Raw genomic sequence first — 20558 nt, forward strand, 5'->3', positions numbered from 1 at the left:
CACACGAACACATCAGGAGAAAACGCAGAGGGGGGCACGGCCTCGTACCGAGGTCCCCGGGCCGGTGCGTCCGAAACCGGCAATCGCGGAGGATTTCCGGTCGGGGTGAAGTCGGGCCGTCTCCCATCGAGTAGCCGGGACGGCTGGCCCGCCGGACGCGTCCACCCGGACCCGGGGACTGGTGAGCAGGGCCAAGTGCCCCCTGCCGAGGCTGTCTTCGCCAGGAGGGCCGGCTTCTTGACCCGAGCAGGCAAGCACCCGGCCGCCCGCACCGCCACCTTAGGCGCTGCCCCCGGCTCCCGCAGTTCGGGAGGCCCGGTCACGGGTGGGTCGTGACCCGGATGGTCTTCAGTGACGGATCCGCCGCGTCGGCGATGAGGAAGCCGTGCTCGACTCCGCTGCGCAGGTACTCCAGCACCTCCTGCGTGATCACCTCGCCGGGCGCCACGACGGGTACGCCGGGCGGATAGGGGCTGATCATCTCGGCGGCGATCCGGCCCGCGGCCCGTTCGGCGGGCACCTGTTCGGCGGGCCCGAAGAACGCCTCGCGCGGCAGGACGGCCTGTTCGAGTTCGAGCACGTGCGGCTCGGGCAGCCGGACGGCGGGCCGCCGCTCCAGCGCACCGGCGTTCTCCACCAGGGAGCGCACGGAGTCCAGCAGGATCTTCTCGGTCTCGTCGTCGTCGGCGTACGTGATGGAGGCGCTGATCCGGCAGGTGTCCGAGCCCCCCACGTCGACGTGCCGGTCGGCCCGCAGCCATTCGGCCGCCTGCATACCGCTGATGCCGAGGTCGCGGACATCGATGACGATCTTCATCGGGTCGAACTCGGCCGCGAGACCCTCCTCGATGACCTCGCCGCCCATCACCCGCAGCCCCGGCAGTTCACGCAGTGCCGCCCGGATCCGCTCGGCCCGGTGGACGGCCCGATCCAGCAGCTCGTGGCCCTGCTCGGCCATCTGCCGCCGCCAGCCGTCCAGGGCGCCGTACACCAGACAGGAGGCGCTGGTGGTGCCGAGCAGGTCCTCGCGCTGCTTGAGCACCTCGGGTGCCACCCGGTCGTGCTGGAGGTGGAACACCGAGCTCTGCTCGATGGCGCCGCCCATCTTGTGGACGCTGGTGACGACCAGGTCGGCGTCGGCGTCCATGCCCCAGGCCGGCAGGTCCGGGTGGAAGGGCAGATGGGCACCCCAGGCCTCGTCCACGATGAGCGGTACGTCGTAGGCGTGGCAGGCGTCGGCGACGCCCCGGATGTCGGCGCAGGTGCCCCAGTCGGTGGGGGTGATCAGCAGCATGCCCTTGGCGTCGGGGTGCTCGCGCAGCCGGTCGCGGACGTCGTCGGGCTCCGGCGGATGGGCCAGGTGCCGCTCGGGGTCGAACTTCGGGTGGACCCAGACCGGCTCCACACCGTTGATGATCACCGCCGCGATGACCGACTTGTGCGCGTTGCGGGACAGCAGCAGCTTCTCCCCCGGGCCCGCGACCGAGCACATCGCGGTCTTCACGGACAGGGAGCTGCCGCAGGTGGAGAAGAAGGCGTGCTCGGCGCCGACCGCGTCGGCCATCAGCTCCTGCGCCTGTTCCAGCACGCCCTGGGACTGCCGTCGGTCGTCCAGGCCGTTGAGGGTCAGTACGTCGGAGCGGAAGACGTCGATGCCGAGGACGTCGGCGACCCGGGGGTCGGTGCCGCGGCCCTGTTTGTGTCCCGGCGGTCCGAACACCACGTCTCCTCGCCGCCGGAACTCCTCCAGAGCCTCGAGTACGGGTGCGCGCGAGTGGTCCATGGCGGGCCTCCTGAGCCGGTCGGGTGCACCGTCCGTGTTGCACTCGCCGCCCGCTCGAAACCCCTTGATCCCCTCCCCCACAACTGCCCCCTCGGAAACCAAGCCCTCACGGCCGTACAGCCTCAGAATCGCAGCCCGTGTCCCCGGCCCAGGATGAGATGCGGGTCGTAGCGGTGCTTGGCCTCGGCGAAGGCCGGCCAGCGGCTGCCGTAGTGGTCCCGCCAGTCGGCGTCCGACAGCGGAAGGGCGTTGACGGGATAGGCGACGGCGCCCCGGGACCGCGCGAGTTGGTACGCGGCACGGTTGGCGGCCACCATCGCCGCGACCGTCTCGGGGCTGCCGGGCGGAGCCGTGCGCAACGGGGCGAAGAGATGGAGGACTTCACCGGACGGGCGGCTAAAGAAGGGCGCGCGCAGCCGGCTGGAGAGCACCGGGTACAGCAGGACGAGGCCGGTGTCCCGCAGGTCGCGGAAGGCCGCGTCGGCGAGTACGGCACGGACGACGTGCTCGGCGCTGTCGGGCGGCAGCAGGAGATTGAGCCAGGGGTGCGGGTGCAGCCACTCCCCCGTCGCCCGCAGGACCTCCTCGTCCGTGTCCACGCGATGCGCGAACTCGCCGTATCCGAGATCCTCCGCCTCCAGGGCCGCGGGCTCGTACGAGAGCCCGGCGAGCAGGGTGCTGTCGTCGGGCGGGTACGGGCCGTCGTGCGGGGCCACGGCCTCGATCATGTACTGCCAGTCTTGCTCCCCGCTCGGCCGGACCTGGCCCTCCAGATAGGGGAAGCGCTGCTCCTCGGCGAGCCGCCGCTGGTCGGTGAGGCAGCGGGCGAGGTCGGTGTAGTACAGGCAGTAGCGGCGCACCCGGTCGGGCGCGGGGACCAGGCGCAGGGTGGCGGACACGATGACGGCGCACTGGCCGAGACCGGCCAGCACGGCGTGGAACAGCTCGGGGTGCCGGGCGGGTGAGCAGACCCGGTGTTCGCCCGCTCCGGTCACCACCTCCAGTTCCAGGACCTGGTCCGCGACCAGGCCGTGCCGGTGGGTCGCGCCGCCGAGTCCGCCCGCCGACAGGACACCGCCGACTCCCGCGCCGAGGTAGTCGGTGAGGACCGCCGGGGTGCGGCCGTGCGGCAGGGTGGCGGCCAGTACCTCCCGCCACAAGGCGCCCGCCTGGACGGTCAGTTGGCCGTCCGTCACGGGACCGACCCGGTTCAGCGACCGCAGGTCCAGTACGATCCCGCCGTCCGCCTGGCCCTGGCCGTACATCGAGTGTCCGCCGCCGCGCGCGCTCACCGGGATGCCCCGGGGCCCGGCGAACTCCAGCAGGTCCTTGATCTCGGTGGCGGACCGGGGGCGCAGGACACCGAGCGGCTCGGTCCGCACGAGGTGCCCGAAGTCCTGGGCGGCCTCCTGGAGGATCTCCGGGCGGGTGTCCAGGGCCGGGCCGAAGCGGGCGGCGAGGTCGTGGGCCGTCGTCATGCCGGAATCACATCAGACGGGCCCGGCGTGCGTCGAGGTCGCCGTCAACTGCCCTGTGCCGACTGGCTCTTGACGAGGTCGAGCAGGGCGGCGTGCGTGTCCGCGTCGGCCGCCGCGACGAGCCCGTCCGCGCCGGTGAGCACGGGCTCGCCGTGCAGACCGGTGACCGTGCAGTCGGCCGCCCGGCACAGGGCGATGCCGGCCGCGAAGTGCACGCTGTCGCGCAGGTCGCCGTCGGTGACGTAGGCGGCCCGGCGGCCGGCGGCGACCCAGGCCACGGCGAGGGTGCTGGAGATCACCCGGGGCCGGAAGCGCTCGGCGAAGCCCGGGTCGGCGAGGAGGCGGACCGCCTGGAAACCGGGCGCGTGGGGGAACGGCGGGTCGAGGTTCACGTCCACCAGCGCGGACCCGGCCGAGGGCGTCAGCCGCTCGTCCGCGCCGTCCCGGCGGACCCACGCCGTGTCGCCGTCGGTCCAGAACACCTCGCCGCTGAACGGGTCGGCGGTCGCGGCGGCCGTGATCGCGGTCCCCTCGCGCAGGGCGACGTTCACGCCGACGAGCATGTTCCGCACGGCGTAGTTGAGGGTGCCGCACAGGGGGTCGACGAGCCAGCGGCGGTGGGCGTCGGCGGCGCCCGAACGGCCGCTCTCCTCGCCGGTCACGGCGTCGTCGGGCCGGGCGGCGCGCAGCACGTCCAGGATGGCCCGCTCGGCCGCGAGGTCCGCCTCGGTCGCGAAGTCACCGGCGGACTTGTCGTGGCGTGCGAGCGGGCTGCCGTAGAGGTCACGGACCACGGCGGCACCCGCCTGGGCCGCGGTCAGGGCCAGGCGGGCGTCGGATTCCCCGTTGATGATCGGCATACGCGCAGACTACGCGGAGCGCCGACGGTGTCAGTACCTCCCGGTCGGCGAGAAGGACAGGATCTGCTGGGCCGCGGTCCGTCCGCCGCCGACCGGACTGCCGCTGGTGTCGGTCCAGTTGCGCGGCGGGGTGGTCTCGGCGCGCCGGCCGGAGAGGCCGAGCACGAGGCCGCTGTAGCGGTTGACCAGGCGGTAGGTGCCGGCGGCGGACGCGTTCGGGAGCAGGAACCACTGTTGTCCGACGGCCGGCCGGCCGCCCGGTGCCGGCGTGACCGTCGGCCTGGTGCCCCAGGCCCGGCCGGCCCTCTTCGTGGAGTCGACGCCGAGCAGCCGGCCGCTCGCGGCGTTGGTGACGGTGAAGGCACCGTCACCGGTCGGCATGAAGATCCAGGACTCCCGGGCCGAGCCGGTGGGCCCGGCCCGGGACGTCGTGGCGGAGCTGCCCGGGGTCTGGGCGAGGATCCGGCCGGCGCCGCCGGCGATGCGGTAGGCCCGGCCGGTTTCCACGGGCGCGGCCGCGGGCTTCCCGGTGTCGACGGTGATGTCGACGTACTCGCCCGAGGCGTCGTGCGAGCAGCCGAAGGAGCAGTAGGAGCGGAAGGACCTGCCGACGATCGCGGAGCCGGTGCGGTTGGCGCCGTCCAGGAACCACCGGTACCAGGAGGCGGTGGTGTAGCCGCCGGTGTCCCCGATGAGGTGCCACTTCTGCGTCGTCAGGTCGTCGGTGGCGTAGAGGTACTGCGGTGAGTTCCCGCTCTGGTCGACGGCCTGGGGAGTGCCGATGTACAGCCCGAGATGGGCGTCGTAGGCGATGTTCATGACGAACAGCGGCGAGGTCGGGGGCATCTTCCCGGCCGCGATCTGCTCGGCGGCGGTACCGGTGTTGGCCGGGTCGTACTCGGCGGAGGCGGGGACGTAGCCGGTGGGGTGGGCGGCGTCGACGGGGACGATGTCGCTCTCCTTGCCGCCGGTGCCGGGCTGCGACCAGGAGCCGTCGTACCACTTGCGCCAGGAGCCGGGCGCCATCTTGGCGGAGATCGGGGCACGGGCCACGTGCTCGTAGAACGCCTTCCAGCCGCCGCTCTTGTCGATGATCCGGGAGCCGTAGTAGACGTAGAAGTAGCCGGAGGCGGTGTCGGCGAAGAGGCGCTGGTCGCCGTCGCCGTAGGAGTACGTCTGGTTCGGGAAGGCCGCGGTGTCCCCGCGCCTGGTGCTGTACGGGGACGTGATCACGTGGTCCTTGACGGTCCAGGTGCGGCCCCTGTCGGTGGAGACGGCGTAGTCGACCGCGTCGTAGTGCAGTCCGTCGCCGAAGGGCTGCGGGGTGAACTCGTTGTGCACCAGGCCGTACCAGGCACCGGTGTCGGGGTCGACCCACACTCCGGACAGGTCGCAGTAGTTCTTGTGGGCGTAGCGGGAGCCGCTCGGGGCGTACGTCGCCTCGCGGCCGGTGGGGCTGTTGTCGCAGCGCCAGGTGGTGTCGTCGTTGCGGTCGGCGGGATTGGCGGGGTCCACCGCCTCGCTCAGGGTCTTGTCGAACGCGGCGGTGTCGAAGTCCTTGCCGGTGTAGAAGTCCCAGGTGCGGGGGTCCTCGGCGCCGTACAGCGCGGCGGACTGCTGGTAGTGGAAGGTGCCGTCCCGGTCGAGGTAGGGACTGGCGGGGGTGTCCGTGGGGTGGGTGAAGGGTACCGGGGTCCCCACGGTCACGGTGTAGGTGGCGTCGGCGGGGGCCTGGGCCGATGCCGGGGACGCGGGGCCGCCGCCCAGGACCAGGGCGGCCGTCGTCGTGAACACCGCCAGGGCGCCGCCTGTTCTGCTCAAGAGTCGCAACTGTGCTCCTTGGTGCCGAAGGGCCGCTTGCACGGCACGATCCGGCCCCCGGCTTCCCTCGGCAATGGACTCCGGTGCTCCGCCTCTTGCACTTTCGCGCGGGTACGTCCGCCGGGTGCGCCGGTCAGGGCCGCTCGGGCGGGGCGGCGGGCAGCACGATGTCCCAGGCCAGTTGGCGGATCAGCGCCTCGTCCGGCTCCGCGGGACGGGCCATGACGGGCGAGGGGCGCGAGGGGGTGCGGGTGCCGCGGGAGATGCCGCCGCTGACCGTGATGTTGTGCTCCACGCGCGGGCGGCGGTGCCGTTCGTAGGCGGCGAACGCGGCCTGCGCATCGGGCAGATCGCGCAGCGCCTTGGCGAGGACGACGGCGTCCTCCAGGGCCATCGAAGCGCCCTGGCCGGTCGCCGGGGAGGCCGCGTGGGCGGCGTCGCCGATGAGCAGGGTGCGCCCCCTCCGCCACACCGCGCCGAGCGGCATCTCGGTGGCGTTGGTGACCATCACGGGGCCCTCGGACGCGGCGACGATGTCCGCGGCGGGGGTGGCGTCCTTGCGCAGCAGCGGCAGCAGCTCCTCGCGCCACGGGGCGCGCCGCGCGGCTTCCCCGGCGGGCAGGGGTTCGGTGCTCACGCGGGCGAACCAGTACGTCTGCCCGGTCGGGGACACCGCGTGTCCGAAGGCGGCCTCGCTGCCCCGGACCATGGTGATGACACCGGTGCCGCCCGTGCCGGGTGCGGCGCCGCTGTAGCCGTAGAAGACCCGCTGGCCGGCGTATGCGGGCCGGACACCGGGGGTGAGGATCCGGCGCACGGTGGAGTTCAGCCCGTCGGCTCCGACGACGAGGTCCGCCCGTGCGGTGCTGCCGTCGGCGAACCGGGCGGTGACGCCGTGCGGGCCGTCCGTGACGTCGGTGAGCCGGGCGCCGTGGCGCAGGCGGATGCCGCGCCGGACCGCCGCGCCCTGCAGGGCCGCGAGCAGTTCGCCGCGGCGCAGACAGCGGTACCGCAGGTCCGGGTCGGTCATCTCGCCGAGCGGGGTGTGCGCCAGCTCGGTTCCCCGGCTGTCGAGCAGCCGCAGGGAAGTCAGCGGAAAACCGACGGTGGTGACGGCGTCCGCGGCGTCGAGCTGGGCCAGGGCGCGCATGCCGTTGCTCGCCAGGGTCAGGAACGCGCCGATGTCCTCGGCCGTGTCGGGGTGTGCCTCGTAGACGGTGACGTCGTGTCCGGCCTTGTGCAGCCCGAGCGCGGCCGCGGTCCCCGCGATGCCGCCGCCGATCACCAGTGCTTTCGTCGGATCCGTCCCGCTCAAGTGCCGCTCCTCGCGCCGACAGTGGTCGTGACCATCCAAGGGCATGGGACGGGCCGGCGCGGGGCCCGGGGCCGGGATCCGGACAGGATCAGGGCGGCGAGGGGACCGGGGGACGGTGGAGCCGGCGTGCCGGGCGTTCCCGAGGGACGCGGCCGCCGGTGCTGTGCCAACGAGCGCCCCCTGAATGACGGGTTCCTGACGGGAAATTGGGTACTTCCCGGCCATGCGGGTGAGTGTGGTGGATGCGGGGTCGAACACGGTTCGGTTGGTGATCGCGGATGTGGAGGGCGGTGTTCCGCTGCCGGTGCACACCGTCAAGTGGAAGCTGCGCCTGTCCGAACACGTCGGTCCGGACGGCAGCATCGCCGACGAGGCGGTGGAGCAGCTGGTGCAGGCGGTGGGCGCGGCGGGTGCCACGGCCCGCAGGTGGCATGCGGCGGGGCCGCTGGCCTTCGCGACCGCGGTGGTGCGCGGCGCCCCGAACCGGCAGGAGGTGCTGCGCCGGGTCGCGGCGGGCACCGGGATCCGCATCTGTACGCTGCCGGGCGAGACCGAGGCCGAGCTGACGTTCCTGGCGGCCCGGCGCTGGCTGGGCTGGCACGCCGGTCCGCTCGCGGTGCTCGACATCGGCGGCGGCTCCCTGGAGGTGGCCTTCGGCCGGGGCCGGCTGCCCGACTTCGCCGCCTCCCTCCCGCTCGGCGCGAACCGGCTGACCCAGGAGTACTTGGGCGCCCAGGACCCGCCGGGGCAGGCCGAGCTGAAGGAGCTGCGCCGCCGGATCCGCCATGAGCTGCGGGACGTGGCCTCGCGGATCCGCTGGGAACGGCCGCGCACCGCCGCGGTCAGCTCACGGACGTTCCAGCAGCTGGCCCGGCTGTGCGGGGCGCCGCCCGGGCGGTACGGCCCGTTCGTACCGCGGGAGATGCGCTGCCGGGATCTGCGCGAGGCGGTCCGCACGCTGGCCGCGCTGCCCGCCGCCGAGCGTGCCCAGCTGCCCGGGATCTCCGCGCCGCGCGCCGCGCAGAGCCTGGCCGGAGCGGTCGTCGGGCACACGGCGCTGAAGCTCATGGGGTTGCGCGGGGCCGTCGTCTGCCCGTGGGCGATCCGCGAGGGCGTGCTGCTGCGCTACGTCGAGGACGGCGCGGACTGGTGGACGGACGCCACCGGCGCCGCCGGCACGGCTGCTCCGCCCTCCGCGGCACCGCTGCGCATCGCGAGTCCACCGGCGTAGTGTTCGTATTTCTCCAAAGATCCCGAAACCGACCCTCGAACCTGTAGCGATCATGACAAATGCAGGGTAGTCATGCCCGTATGCCTTTACGTCGGTCACGACCGGGAATGAAACGCCTCGCCGCGCTCGTCGCCTCAGCCGCGCTGGTCCTCGTGGGCTGCGACAGCGGCGGGACGTCGTCCCCCGGCGACGGACGGCAGCAGCTGACCGTGGCGGCGCTGCCGCTCACCGACTCGGCCGCCCTCTATCTCGCCCGGGACCGCGGGCTGTTCGCCAAGGAGGGCCTGGACGTGCGCATCCAGCCGGTCCAGCAGAGCATCCAGGCACTGCCCGCGCTGCTCAAGGGCCAGGTGGACGTGATCGCCAGCGCGAACTACGTCACCTATCTCCAGGCCTATGAGAAGGGCACCCTGGATCTGCGCATCCTCGCCGAGGGCGTCCGGATCGCCCCGCACATGATGGACGTCCTCGTGCCCAGGGACTCGGCGCTGAAGACACCGGAGGACCTCGCGGGCAGGAAGGTCGCCGTCGCCGTCCTCAACAACATCCAGTCCCTGACCCTGAACGCGATCCTCGACGCCCGGGGCGCCGGGCGGCCCGTCTACCGGCAGCTCCTGTTCCCGCAGATGGGCCCCGCCCTGGAGAAGGGCCAGGTGGACGCCGCGCACGCGGTGGAGCCCTTCGACACCGCGATCCAGGGCGAGCTGGGCGCGCGGGTGCTGCTGGACGCCGGTTCGGGCCCGGCACGGGGGCTGCCCGCCAGCGGGTACGTCACCACGGCCGGCTTCGTGAAGAAGAACCCGAAGGCGGCGGCCGGCTTCCGGCGTGCCGTCGAGGCGGCCTCCCGGCTCGCCGCCGGGGATCCTGGAGCGGTGCGCACGGAACTGCCGAAGTACGCCAAGGTCGGCGCGGACCAGGCCAAGTCGATCCACCTGCCCGCCTATCCGGTGACCGCCGACCCGGCCGCGCTGCGCCGGCTGATCCGGCTCATGCGCACCCAGGGGCTGTTGAAGAAGGACATCGACCCGGCACCCCTGCTGCTGAAATGACCCGGCGACAGGAGGTCCTGCTGGGCCTGCTCGGCGCGGCGGCGGCCTTCGGGGCCTGCGAGGCGGTCTCCCGCGCCGGGATCGTACGGCGCAGCTATCTGCCGCCCGCCTCCGAAGTCCTCGCCCGCGCCGCCCGGCTGGCGGGTACCCCGTCCTTTCTCGACGGGGTGGGGGTGACGCTGCGGGCGTGGGCGCTGGGGCTCGGGCTCGCCTGCGCGATCGCCGTACCGCTGGGGCTGCTGCTGGGCGCGGTACCGGTGGTGGAGGCCGCCGCCCGCGCGGTGATCGAGTTCCTGCGGCCCCTGCCGTCGGTCGCGCTGGTCCCGCTGGTGTCGCTGCTGCTCGGGTCGGGCACGGAGACGGAGGTGGCGCTGATCGCGTACGCGTCGCTGTGGCCGGTGCTGTTCAACACCGTCTACGGCCTCGGCGAGACCGACCCGCTGGCCAAGGACACCCTGCGCGCCTTCGGGTTCGGGCGGCTCGCGGTGCTGCTGCGGGTGGAGTTGCCGGCCACCGCCCCGTTCATCGCCGCCGGTGTGCGGATCTCGGCCTCGGTCGCCCTGATCCTCGCCGTCGCGACGGAGATCCTCTCCGGCTTCGGCCAGGGCCTCGGCATCTTCATCGCCCAGGCGGAGACGGCGACGGACGGCACGCGGGACGTGCTGGCGGGGGTGGTGTGGGCGGGAGCCCTGGGGCTGGTGATCAACGGCGTACTGGTCGGGGTGGAGCGCCGGTTGTTCGCCTGGGCACAGCAACCCGCCGAAGCGGCGGGGCGGTCGCGGCGGGGGACGCGGCGATGAACCGCACCGCGCTGCCCCTGGTGCTGCGCTGGGCCGTGCTCCTCCTCGCCGTCGTCGGCTGGGAGGCGGCCGCCCGTGCGCAGGGCAGTGTGTACTTCCCGCCGCCGCTGCGCATCGCCCGGCACGCCCGCGACCTGTGGTTCTCCGGGCCCGCCGGCCATCTGTTCCTCACCCCGGCCGCCGTCGGCACCATCCTGCCGAGCCTCGGCCGGATGGCGGCCGGTTTCGCGCTCGCCGCCGTCGCCGGGACCGTCCTGGGGATCGCGGTGGGCCGCTCCCGGCGGGCGTACGCGCTGTGCAACCCGGTGCTCCAGTTCGCCCGGGCCGTACCGCCGCCGGCCCTGGTGCCGGTGTTCGTCGTGGTCTTCGACTTCGGTACGCCGATGCAGGTGGCGTCGATCGTGTTCAGCGCCGTGTGGCCGGTGCTGGTCAACTCGGCCGAGGGCGCCCGGACCACGGACCCGCTGCGGCTCCAGGTGGCGGCGGTGCTGCGGCTGACGGCGCCGGAGCGGCTGTGGTTCCTGATCCTGCCCTCGGCGCTGCCCCGGATCTTCGCGGGGCTGCGGCTCAGCCTGTCGCTGTGCCTGATCCTGATGGTGTTCGCGGAGCTGCTGCCGGGCAGCGACAACGGCATCGGCTTCACGCTCACCGACGCCCAGACCCGCTCCGACCTGCTCACGGTGTGGGCGGCGCTGGTGCTGCTGGGGACGCTCGGGTATCTGCTCAACACCGGACTGCTGGCGATCGAGAAGCGGCTCGTCGGCCCGAGGACACCGGCGAGGAGGACGGCATGACGACGGGCACGGTCCGCGAGGCGGTCGTACGGTTTCTGCGCGACACCGGCATGACCACGGTCTTCGGCAATCCGGGCTCCACGGAACTGCGGATGTTCCGCGACTGGCCGGACGACTTCGGCTATGTGCTGGGCCTGCAGGAGTCCGTCGTGGTCGGCATGGCGGCCGGGCACGCGCTCGGCACCCGACGCGCCGCCTTCGTCAGCCTGCACTCGGCCGGCGGGGTGGGGCACGCGCTCGGCGCCGTCTTCAACGCCTTCCGCGACCGGGTGCCGCTGGTGGTCGTGGCCGGGCAGCAGGCCCGCTCCCTCATCCAGTTGCGGCCGTTCCTCGGCGCCGACGAACCGGCCCTGTTCCCCCGCCCGTACGTGAAGTACGCCCGCCAGCCGGAGCGGGCCGAGGACGTGCCGGCCGTGCTCGCCGAGGCGTACCGGATCGCGATGACGCCTCCGCGCGGCCCGGTGTTCGTGTCCGTACCCGAGGACGACTGGGACCGGCCCGCCGCACCCGTCACGCCCCGCACGGTGCACACGGCGTTCACCGCCGGCCCCGACGCCCTCGACGCGCTCGCCGCCCGGCTGGCCGCCTGCGCCCGCCCCGCGCTGGTGGTGGGGCCGGGCGTGGACGACGAGGACGCGCTGGAACCGGTCCGGGCGCTGGCCGAGCGGATCCGGGCCGGGGTGTGGATCAGCCCGCTCTCCGGCCGCTCCGGCTTCCCCGAGTCGCATCCGCTGTTCCAGGGGTTCCTGCCGCCGGTGGCCCGGCAACTGGCCGCGCGGCTCGCGCCGTACGACGTGGTGGTCGCCCTCGGCGCACCGGTGTTCACCTACCACGTGGCGGACGACGGGCCACCGCTCGCACCCGGCACCGAGCTGTTCCACCTGGACTGCGACCCCGGCCAGGCGGCCTGGCTGCCCACCGGCACCAGCATCGTCACCACCCTGCGGCCCGCCCTGACCCGGCTCACCGAGCTGCTCGGGGAACCCGACCGCGACCCGCCGCCGCCCCGGCCGGCCCCCGCACCGGCCCGCGCCGGGGAGCACATCACCCCGGAACTCCTCTTCGACCTGCTGCGCGCCCGGCTCCCGCGCGAGCGGGTGCTCGTCGAGGAGGCACCGAGCCACCGCGACACCCTCCACGCGCGCGTGCCCGTCGAGACGGGCGGCGGCTTCCTCACCACGGGCAGCGGGGCGCTCGGCTGGGGCCTGCCGCTGGCCGTCGGCCGGGCGCTCGCCGGCCGGCGCCGGGTGGTGTGCGTGGTCGGTGACGGTTCGGCGCTGTACTCGGTGCAGGCCCTGTGGACCGCGGCCCGGCACGCGGCGCCGGTCAGCTGTGTGCTGCTGGACAACGGCGGCTACGCGGCCGTCCGCGCGCTGGGCCGCCGGATCGGCGTCGCACCCGTCCCCGGCACGGACATCACGGGCATCGACTTCGCGGCCCTCGCGGAGTCCTTCGGCTGCCCGGCGGCCCGCGCCGAGCACCCCGAGGAGCTGCCGCACGCGCTGGACCACGCCCTCGGCCGGGGCGACGACACCGGACCCTTCCTGCTGCACCTGAAGGTCAGCGGCAGCGCGGGCACCCTGTACGAGCCCTGGGCCGGGTGAGGGATGCTGCGCCTCGACTCCGTCAGCCGGCACTTCGGCGACCAGCAGGTGCTGGACGGCATCAGCCTCACCGTGCCCGACGGCCAGCTCCTCAGCGTGGTCGGGCCCTCCGGCTGCGGCAAGTCCACGCTGCTGCGCACCATCGCCGGGCTGCTGCCCGCGCAGGAGGGCACGATCACGATCGACGGGACACCGGTGACGGGCGTACCGGACCGGCTCGCGGTCGTCTTCCAGGAGTACGGCCGCTCACTGCTGCCCTGGCTCACCGTCCGCGACAACGTCGCCCTGCCGCTGCGCCGCCGGGGCCTCGGGCGGGCGGCCCGCCGGGCCGAGGCCGAGACGATCCTCGAACGCGTCGGCCTTCCCGGGGCCGCCCGGCGCCATCCGGGCGAGCTGTCCGGCGGCATGCAGCAACGCGTCGCCATCGCCCGTGCCCTGGTCTGCCGGCCCTCGCTGCTGCTGATGGACGAGCCGTTCGGCTCGCTGGACGCGGGCACCCGGGAGGATCTGGAGGACCTGCTGCTGGAACTCCATCGCACGAACGCCACGACCATCGTGTTCGTCACCCACGACATCGACGAGAGCGTGTACGTCGGCGACCGCGTCGTCGTCCTCTCCCCCGGCCCCGGCTCCCACGTGGTCCGCGACCTGCCGGTCGGCCTGCCCCGGGAACGGGACCAGATCAGCACGCGGAGCCTGCCCGGGTTCGTGCAGCTGCGCACGGAGGTGGGCCGGGCGGTCCGCGGCGGCTGAGTCTCCCGGCGGGCGGGAAGGGTGACCCCGGAAGGCCCGGGGCCACCCGGCGTACGGCCGTCAGCGGAGGTCGCGCACCCGCACGGTGTAGATCCCGCGGCCGTGGGTGGCGGCGTACAGGGTGCCGCCGTCCGGGCTCGCCTTGAGCTGGAGCACGGCGACGGCCGGCAGGCTGCCGATCCGCTGCCAGGTGGTGCGGCCCGGGGCGCGGTAGACGACGCCGAGGTCGGTGGCGACGGCGAGGCCGCCGTCCGCCGTCACCAGCGCGGAGTCGGCGGGCACGTCGGGCAGGTTGGCCGAGATGTCCTTCCAGGTCGTGCCGCCGTCGGTGGACTCGAAGACATGGCCGACGCCCGCGCCGGGGCCCTCGGTCCAGTGCCGGGAGAAGCCGTTGACGGCGAGGAAGACGTGGTCGGCGTTCTTCGGGTCGACGGCGAAGCCGCTCAGGTAGCGGTGGGGCACCGTGCCGTCGACGGGCAGGCCGATGTCGTGCCAGCCGGTGCCGTCCGCGTTGCCGACGGCGATGCCGCGGGCGAAGCCCTGGTTGTTGCAGGGGCCGCACCAGGCGGCGTAGATCTTCCCGCCGGACGCGGCGACGGCGGTCGCGACCCGGCCGGCGCCGAAGTCGTGGACGCTGGTCCACTCCTTGCCGCTGCGGATGGCGTAGCCGTGGGTCTGGACCCAGATGTGGCGGCCGCCGGCGACCCAGGTGTTGCCGTCCTTCAGGTCCGCGGCGAGCGGGGCGATGAAGCGGGCCTCGCTGGTGGCGTTGTCGGGCGGGGCGACGGAGTACGAGGTGGCCTTGCTCGGGTCGGTGGCCCAGCTGCCGTCGTTGACCGCGCAGTTCTGGGTGACCTGGACGGCGAGGTAGACGTACTCCTGGGCGATGTTGCAGCCGTTCGCGGGGTCGGTGAGGGTGTCGCCGCCGTCGCCGCCGAAGTTCGAGCCCATGGCCTTGTCGTCGCCGCGCAGGATGGACTGGCCGTTGTCCTGCAGGCCGCCGGTGACGGACAGGCCGCCGTGGCCGAGGTCCTTGCCGATGCCGACGGAGTAGTACTGCAGGGTGTCGATGGTGCCGTCGTTGAGCGAGGTCCAGTCGGTGGCGTGGCCGGAGGCGTCCTGGGCGCCGTTCACCGGGCGCTTGTAGACGCCGCCGTCGTTGCCGACGTAGACGAAGCTCGTGCCGTGGTAGCGGCCGATCGCCACGCCGTGCTGGTCGGAGTGGGTGGTCTGGTGGCAGTCACCGGTCTGCCGGCCGGGGTCGATGCTCCAGCAGGGGAAGGGGAAGTTCCAGTACGGGGCGACCGTGGACCAGTTCGCGCCGCCGTCCTTGGTCTCGTAGACCTCCTCCAGGCCCGCGTACACATGCTGCGGGTCGGCCGGGTCCACGGCGAGGAACTGGTTGTACCAGGCCTGGACGCCGGGCATGTAACCGGCCGTGGTCAGCGCCGAGTTGTCGGCGGCCAGGCCCTTGTAGTCGGCGATCTTCGTCCAGGGGCCGGACGGAGAGCCCGACCTGGAGACGTAGATGCCCTCCAGGCCGCTGTCCGGGTTGGTCTTCAGCTGCTCCGGGGACTGGTCGACGGCGTAGTAGCGGGAGCCGTCGGCTGAGCGGGCGAAGGTGACGTTGCCGACGTTGCCGGCGTCGGCCGGGAGGTCACCGAGGCCGCCGGTGATCCGGGTCCAGGCGCCGCCCGCCTTGGTGTAGAAGCCGTTGTAGTCGTCGCCGGCGCGCCAGCCGACGGCGAGGACCACCTTGGAGGGGTCCTTGGGGTCGATGGCGATGTCGTTGGCGATGTTCTTGTACGGCGCGTCCGGGTCGTCGGCCCGGGACCCGCCGGGCAGGAAGTCGGGGTTGGGCGCGAACTCCAGTTTCCAGGGGCCGCTCAGCCGCTTCGTGGAGTGGCTCCACACACCCTTGCCGGTGGCCGCCCACACCTTGTCGCCGCCGAAGCGCAGCTCGTGGATGGTGGTGCTCTCCAGTTCGTCGCCGCCGACCCTGCTGCGTGCGGAGAAGGTGCCGTGGTGCGGGTGGGCGAGGACGTAGACGCCGCTGCCGAGGTAGGCGTCGGAGTTGGTGGTGGCCTCGCCGGTGCCGAGCCAGAGCCGGCCCGCGCCGTCGAGGGCCAGGGCACCGGTGGACTGGGCGGGCAGCCGGTCGCTGACGGGCTGCCAGTGACCGCCGCCCGTGCGCGAGCGCCACACCCCGCCGCCGGCGCTGCCCGCGTAGACGTAACCGTCGTCGTCGGCGGCGATCGCCGCCATCCGGCCGGTGACGTTCCCGCCTCCGCCGCTGGAGTTGGAGTCGATGTCGCGGTAGCGCGGGTCGTCGGAGTCGTAGGGCAGACCGGTGATGTTGCGCCAGTGGCCGCCGGTGCTGCGGAGATGGGTGAGGCCGTGCCAGGCGGCGCCGTACGCGCCCGGTGCGACGACACCCGGTGAGGTGCGGGCCTCGGCGTACTGGTCGGCGCCCTCGGCGATCTCGTCCGCTTCGTTGCCGTCGTCGTCGCCCGCCGCCGCGTGCGGTGCGGCGGCGCCCACCGGCTGCGCCCGCTGCTCGGCGAGTTGGCCGAGCGTGCGGACTCCGAAGGGGCTGGTCCCCCGCCCGGAGGCGGCGGACGGGGGTATCGCGACGAGCGCGGCGGACGCGGTGAGCGCACAGATGCTCAGCCACCGTCTTCTGTGGGTGGGCAGGGACACCGAGGACCTCCTGGGGGCAGCCGACACAGCTGACGCAGGAGACCCGACCACGCGGACGGGAGAACGTCCGCCGCTTGAGGAAGTTTTGACGAGAACCTGCCAGTAGTTACGGCTCCGGAAGCCGGTTCTTCCGCGCGCCCGGCGCAGCCGCCGCTCCCTGGGCGCGGAGCCTGCCCGCCGTCTTCAGCAGCCGGTCGGCCGGATCTCGCAGACCGGGATGGGCCAGCACCGTGTTCCGCAGTCCGCGTACCGGCCTGCGCCAGAGCCGCTGGGCCAGCGCCACCGGGTGCGGGCGGGCCACGAAGCCCTCGGCGACCCGCAGTTCACGGGTCTTCAGCCAGTCCTTGTACTCCTTGTCGCCGCGCCCGAGGTCCACGAGGGTCGCACCGTGCCGGGCGGCCGCCTCGGCGGTCCGCAGGTGCATCATCAACCCCGGTGAGTAGTAGTGGAGTTCGGGGTCGTAGGCGGTGAACCACGCCGCCAGCACCGTGCTCGACCGGGGACCGAAGTGGGCGGCCACCGGCCGGTCGCCCGCGTACAGCACGGACAGCACCCCGGTGAAGTGCTCCTCGCGGACCCGGAAGAGATGGTCGACGAGGCCGACGATCCACGGCCGGGAGAACCGGTCCATGCGGCCGGTCCTGCGGTACTGCGCGGACTTCCAGCGCATGAGCGTGCGCAGTGCCTGCGGGTCGCGCTCGTCGAAGACGAACCGCACCTCACCGATGTCCCGGCCGAGCCGCCGCTCCTTCTTCAGTGTCGTCTTGGCCAGGCCCGGATAGGTGCCGCGCAGCCACTCCGGATACCCGCCGTCGCCGGGCTTCACATCGATCACCGGGGAGGCGAAGGTTCCGGTGACGTGCGGCGCGAACGGCCGCTGCTCCTGGACCAGATGGTCGAACTCGAAGATGCTCAGCCGGCAGGCGCGCAGCAGTTCCCCCGCGTCCCAGGTGACCCCGGGCCGGTGCACGAGCGCCTGGCAGTCGGACAGTCCCAGCCCGATGGCCCGCCCGGTGCCGAGCGGCCCCCGCTCGTACGGGAAGAACCCGGCCGGCTCCCCGCCCTCGCGCAGGACCGCGACCCGCGCGCCGCTGCGGTACCGGCCGACGCCGATCGCGAACTCCGGTGCGAGGAAGGGGTTGGCGTACTCGGGTGACTCGTCCATCGCGCGGTGCCAGGCCCCGCGCAGCTCGGGCGTCAGCTCGCCGGGTCTGTGGATGGTGATCTCCACCTCAGTTCGACCGCCCTTCGGCCGGTGAGGCGTGTGGATCATGGCTCATGGATCGCATGGGCGACCGCTCCCCCCATGACGCGCCGGGCGCGTCCTGCCATTGGTACCGATGTGCGCCGCATCCCCTCCGCGCGCGACTGCTCAAACGTCGCGAAACAGTACGCACACTGTCAAGGGTGCCTCAGGCGACGGATGGTCCGCCACGGGTACGCGGACATCGGGGACAACCCTTTGTAAAGGACCTCCTCGGCGGGCCGGGGGTCCCGGCCCCCTCCCCTCCACTCTTGACATGAACCTGCGCCAACCCCGAGGCTCCTGCTTGAAGTTGCTCGATTGCCGCTCATTTCGAGCGCTTACGAGCAGCAAGCTAGAACAGTCAGTCCGCAGTGCTGCGAGGGGAGCTGTTCCGCCGTGCAAAGACCGCGAAGACTGCGCCATCGTGTGCCGTGGCCGGCCTGGATTCCGCTGGGGCTGGCGGCCGCCCTGGCGGGGACCGCGCTCGCCGCCCCGGTGCCCGCCCGGGCCGCCGCGACCGCGACCGGGGCCGTACTCGACCCCGCCCACGGCAGCGTCAACTGGCAGAGCCCGGTGTACGCCAAGGGCACCGGCGGCGGCGCCGAGAGCTGTCCGGACGCCGCGACCGACCCGGACGACAAGGTCTGCGACCGTTTCGACCTGACGGTCTCGGTGCCGGACGGCTACTGGGACGACAACCCGGAAGGCGGCGTCCCGCTGTCGGTCAGGTGGGAGAAGCCCTCCGACGACTTCGACCTGTACGTGTACGACGACCACGGCAAGCAGGTGGCGTCCAGTGCGGGCACCGCCGACCCGGAGGCCACGGTGATCCCGCGGGCGTCGGGGACCTACCACGTGGTGGTCGTGCCGTACGACGTGCACGGCGGCTCCTTCACCGGCACCGCGTACCTGCCGGCCACCACCGACGCCGGTGACCTCACGTCCTTCTCGGGCGGTGAGGGCAGTTACACCATCGGGGCCGGACGGCTGACGGCCCGCGCCGACTTCCTGGCAGGCGGTCAGCTGCGGCTCCAGGCCGACCCGTCCGGCTCGCTGAGCGATCCCGCGGGCACCGCCATCGTCCGCAAGCAGCCCGCCCCGGAGCGGCGCACCTCGTCCTTCGACGCGGGCGACTACTACGGCATCCGCTCCCCGCGCGCCGTCCTGCGCGTGTACAAGAGCCCGCTGCGTTTCGGGCTGTACCGGCCCGACAACCGCACCCGCGTCTGGCAGGAGGACAAACCGCTGCGCTGGTCGACCGGCGGCATGCGGCAGAGCCTCGTACGCGGCGCGGACGAGCAGTTCTTCGGCGGCGGCGAGCAGAACGGCAGCTTCTCGCACCGCGGGCAGACGATGTACGTGTCCAACAGCTTCGACTGGAACGAGGGCGGCTACAACAACTCCCAGCCGTTCTACCTCTCCAGCGCGGGCTACGGCGTCTTCCGCAACACCTTCGCCCCGGGCGTGTACACCTTCGGGCAGCCCGTGACCACCGGCCAGCAGGAACGGCGCCTGGACGCCTACTACTTCCTCGGTGGCGCCAAGCAGGTGATCGGCCAGTACACGGCGTTGACGGGCAAGCCGTTCATGCCCCCGGTGTACGGCCTCGAACCCGGCGACTCGGACTGCTACCTGCACAACGCCAACCGGGGCGAGCGGCACACCCTGGACGCGTTGAAGGTCGCCGACGGGTACACGCAGAACCGGATGCCGCTGGGCTGGATGCTGGTCAACGACGGCTACGGCTGCGGGTACGAGAACCTGGAGCAGACCGCCAAGGGCCTGCAGGACCACCACGCCCAGCTCGGCCTGTGGACCCAGGACGGCATCGACAAGCTCGCCGACCAGGTGAAGGCGGGTCAGCGGGTGGCCAAGCTGGACGTGGCCTGGGTCGGCAACGGCTACAAGTTCGCCCTGGACGCGTGCGACGCCGCCAAGAAGGGGATCGAGGACCACAGCGACGCCCGCGGTTTCGTGTGGCTGCCGGTGTCCTGGGCGGGCGCCCAGCGCTGCGGGGTGCTGTGGAGCGGCGACCAGAAGCTGTCCTGGGACTACATCCGCTGGCAGATCCCGACCTACGCCGGCGCGACGCTGTCCGGCATCTCCTACAACACCGGCGACGTGGGCAGCATCTACCGCCACGACGCCAAGATGTACGCCCGCGACCTGCAGTGGAAGGCGTTCCTGCCGGCCATCATGACCATGGACGGCTGGGCCTCGGACCTCACCTCCGGCAAGCCCGCCGACCAGCAGCCCTGGCGGGACGGGGAGCCGTACACCTCCATCAACCGGAAGTACCTGCAGCTCAAGGAGCGGCTGCTGCCGTACATGTACACGCTGTCCGCCGAGGCGGCCAAGACGGGGGTGGGCGCGGTGCGTCCGCTGTGGCTGGAGTACCCGGACGACCCCAGCACCCTGGGGGACCAGGCGAAGTACGAGTTCCTGTCGGGCCGCGACTTCCTGGTCGCCCCGGTCTACCAGGACTCCGACACCCGGGACGGGATCTACCTGCCGAAGGGCACGTGGACGGACTACTGGACCGGCCGCACCTACCAGGGTCCGACCACGCTCAACGGCTACCACGCCCCGCTCGACACGCTCCCGTTGTTCGTGCGCGAGGGCGCGATCGTACCGATGTGGCCGGAGGGGACCACGAGTTGGCAGACCCGGGACCGGCACGAGCTGGACTGGGACCTGTATCCGGCGGCCCGCGGCACGGGCCACTACACGCTGTACGAGGACGACGGGGTGACCCGTGACTTCGCCGAGGGCGCGGCCGCGACCCAGCGGGTGTCGGTGCGCGGCGACGGCAGGGGGACGACCGTCTCGGTGGGCGCGAGCAGGGGTGACTACGCCGGCAAGGTGGACGCCCGCGGCTACCGGTTCACCGTGCACGGCGGCACGGCACCCGCGCGGGTACTCCTCGACGGCCGCCAACTGCCCGCCTCGTCCTGGTCGTTCGATCCCGCCACACAGGTCACGACCGTCACGACGCCGAGCCTGCCACTTGACCGGGGGTTCGCGCTGCGGTTGGTCGACGGCAAGTAAAGGGATCGCATGGTCTAGTCCAAAGTCTCAGCTGGTCTAGTCCAACTTATTGACGTGACCGCAACAGCCGCCGGAG

Annotated in this window: 14 protein-coding genes; 7 read left to right on the forward strand and 7 right to left on the reverse strand. The window is 72.9% G+C overall.

The features are described 5' to 3' along the window. Nucleotides 1-319: 319 nt before the first annotated feature. From ABT171_RS23175 to ABT171_RS23195, 5 genes are all read right to left on the reverse strand, one after another. Complete coding sequence (locus ABT171_RS23175) at nucleotides 320-1783, reverse strand: aminotransferase class I/II-fold pyridoxal phosphate-dependent enzyme (protein ID WP_351246675.1); 1464 nt, start codon at nucleotides 1781-1783, stop codon at nucleotides 320-322. Between the two features lie 122 nt (nucleotides 1784-1905). After that, complete coding sequence (locus ABT171_RS23180; RefSeq protein WP_351246677.1) at nucleotides 1906-3261, reverse strand: FAD-binding protein; 1356 nt, start codon at nucleotides 3259-3261, stop codon at nucleotides 1906-1908. Between the two features lie 44 nt (nucleotides 3262-3305). After that, a complete protein-coding gene (locus tag ABT171_RS23185; protein ID WP_351246679.1) occupies nucleotides 3306-4121 on the reverse strand; it encodes an inositol monophosphatase family protein in 816 nt (271 codons plus the stop codon). 30 nt (nucleotides 4122-4151) lie between these two features. After that, nucleotides 4152-5942, reverse strand: coding sequence for an RICIN domain-containing protein (locus tag ABT171_RS23190; RefSeq protein ID WP_351246681.1), 1791 nt, complete (start codon nucleotides 5940-5942; stop codon nucleotides 4152-4154). Nucleotides 5943-6075: 133 nt separating this feature from the next. After that, nucleotides 6076-7257, reverse strand: a complete 1182-nt coding sequence (locus tag ABT171_RS23195) for an FAD-dependent oxidoreductase (protein WP_351246683.1) — start codon at nucleotides 7255-7257, stop codon at nucleotides 6076-6078. A 223-nt stretch (nucleotides 7258-7480) separates the two neighbouring features. Between ABT171_RS23195 and ABT171_RS23200 the strand changes: the two genes are divergently transcribed. The 6 genes from ABT171_RS23200 to ABT171_RS23225 all read left to right on the forward strand — a co-directional run bounded on the left by ABT171_RS23200 (nucleotide 7481) and on the right by ABT171_RS23225 (nucleotide 13488). Then, nucleotides 7481-8488 (forward strand): Ppx/GppA family phosphatase, encoded by a 1008-nt coding sequence (locus ABT171_RS23200; protein WP_351246685.1) that lies wholly within the window; start codon nucleotides 7481-7483, stop codon nucleotides 8486-8488. Nucleotides 8489-8595: 107 nt separating this feature from the next. Continuing rightward, nucleotides 8596-9537, forward strand: a complete 942-nt coding sequence (locus tag ABT171_RS23205; RefSeq protein WP_351246687.1) for an ABC transporter substrate-binding protein — start codon at nucleotides 8596-8598, stop codon at nucleotides 9535-9537. Beyond that, nucleotides 9534-10337: an ABC transporter permease gene (locus ABT171_RS23210; protein ID WP_351246689.1), complete on the forward strand. Its 804-nt coding sequence runs from the start codon at nucleotides 9534-9536 to the stop codon at nucleotides 10335-10337. Before ABT171_RS23205 ends, ABT171_RS23210 begins: the two co-directional genes overlap by 4 nt. Further along, nucleotides 10334-11131, forward strand: a complete 798-nt coding sequence (locus tag ABT171_RS23215) for an ABC transporter permease (protein WP_351246691.1) — start codon at nucleotides 10334-10336, stop codon at nucleotides 11129-11131. Before ABT171_RS23210 ends, ABT171_RS23215 begins: the two co-directional genes overlap by 4 nt. Further along, nucleotides 11128-12735: a benzoylformate decarboxylase gene (mdlC, locus tag ABT171_RS23220; protein WP_351246693.1), complete on the forward strand. Its 1608-nt coding sequence runs from the start codon at nucleotides 11128-11130 to the stop codon at nucleotides 12733-12735. Before ABT171_RS23215 ends, mdlC begins: the two co-directional genes overlap by 4 nt. Nucleotides 12736-12738: 3 nt before the next feature. Beyond that, entirely contained in the window at nucleotides 12739-13488 is a 750-nt protein-coding gene (locus ABT171_RS23225) for an ABC transporter ATP-binding protein (RefSeq protein ID WP_351246695.1), read from the forward strand. A 60-nt stretch (nucleotides 13489-13548) separates the two neighbouring features. Here the strand turns inward: ABT171_RS23225 and ABT171_RS23230 are convergent, their stop codons facing one another. Then, nucleotides 13549-16188: a WD40/YVTN/BNR-like repeat-containing protein gene (locus ABT171_RS23230; RefSeq protein WP_351246697.1), complete on the reverse strand. Its 2640-nt coding sequence runs from the start codon at nucleotides 16186-16188 to the stop codon at nucleotides 13549-13551. Nucleotides 16189-16294: 106 nt separating this feature from the next. Further along, nucleotides 16295-17461 (reverse strand): GNAT family N-acetyltransferase, encoded by a 1167-nt coding sequence (locus ABT171_RS23235; RefSeq protein ID WP_351246699.1) that lies wholly within the window; start codon nucleotides 17459-17461, stop codon nucleotides 16295-16297. A gap of 399 nt (nucleotides 17462-17860) precedes the next feature. Here ABT171_RS23235 and ABT171_RS23240 point away from each other — a divergent pair, with 399 nt between their 5' ends. Continuing rightward, on the forward strand, nucleotides 17861-20482 hold the full coding sequence (locus tag ABT171_RS23240) for a glycoside hydrolase family 31 protein (RefSeq protein WP_503076245.1): 2622 nt from the start codon (nucleotides 17861-17863) through the stop codon (nucleotides 20480-20482). Nucleotides 20483-20558 lie beyond the last annotated feature (76 nt).

Source organism: Streptomyces sp. NPDC001851, assembly GCF_040297165.1.
Lineage (GTDB): Bacteria > Actinomycetota > Actinomycetes > Streptomycetales > Streptomycetaceae > Streptomyces.

Coding starts and splice junctions, on each gene's coding strand:
- ABT171_RS23185 (WP_351246679.1), bottom strand. CDS start 4,121: ATGCCGATCATCAACGGGGAATCCGACGCCCGCCTGGCCCTGACCGCG.
- ABT171_RS23200 (WP_351246685.1), top strand. CDS start 7,481: ATGCGGGTGAGTGTGGTGGATGCGGGGTCGAACACGGTTCGGTTGGTG.
- mdlC (WP_351246693.1), top strand. CDS start 11,128: ATGACGACGGGCACGGTCCGCGAGGCGGTCGTACGGTTTCTGCGCGAC.
- ABT171_RS23225 (WP_351246695.1), top strand. CDS start 12,739: ATGCTGCGCCTCGACTCCGTCAGCCGGCACTTCGGCGACCAGCAGGTG.
- ABT171_RS23235 (WP_351246699.1), bottom strand. CDS start 17,461: ATGATCCACACGCCTCACCGGCCGAAGGGCGGTCGAACTGAGGTGGAG.
- ABT171_RS23175 (WP_351246675.1), bottom strand. CDS start 1,783: ATGGACCACTCGCGCGCACCCGTACTCGAGGCTCTGGAGGAGTTCCGG.
- ABT171_RS23215 (WP_351246691.1), top strand. CDS start 10,334: ATGAACCGCACCGCGCTGCCCCTGGTGCTGCGCTGGGCCGTGCTCCTC.
- ABT171_RS23205 (WP_351246687.1), top strand. CDS start 8,596: ATGAAACGCCTCGCCGCGCTCGTCGCCTCAGCCGCGCTGGTCCTCGTG.
- ABT171_RS23180 (WP_351246677.1), bottom strand. CDS start 3,261: ATGACGACGGCCCACGACCTCGCCGCCCGCTTCGGCCCGGCCCTGGAC.
- ABT171_RS23210 (WP_351246689.1), top strand. CDS start 9,534: ATGACCCGGCGACAGGAGGTCCTGCTGGGCCTGCTCGGCGCGGCGGCG.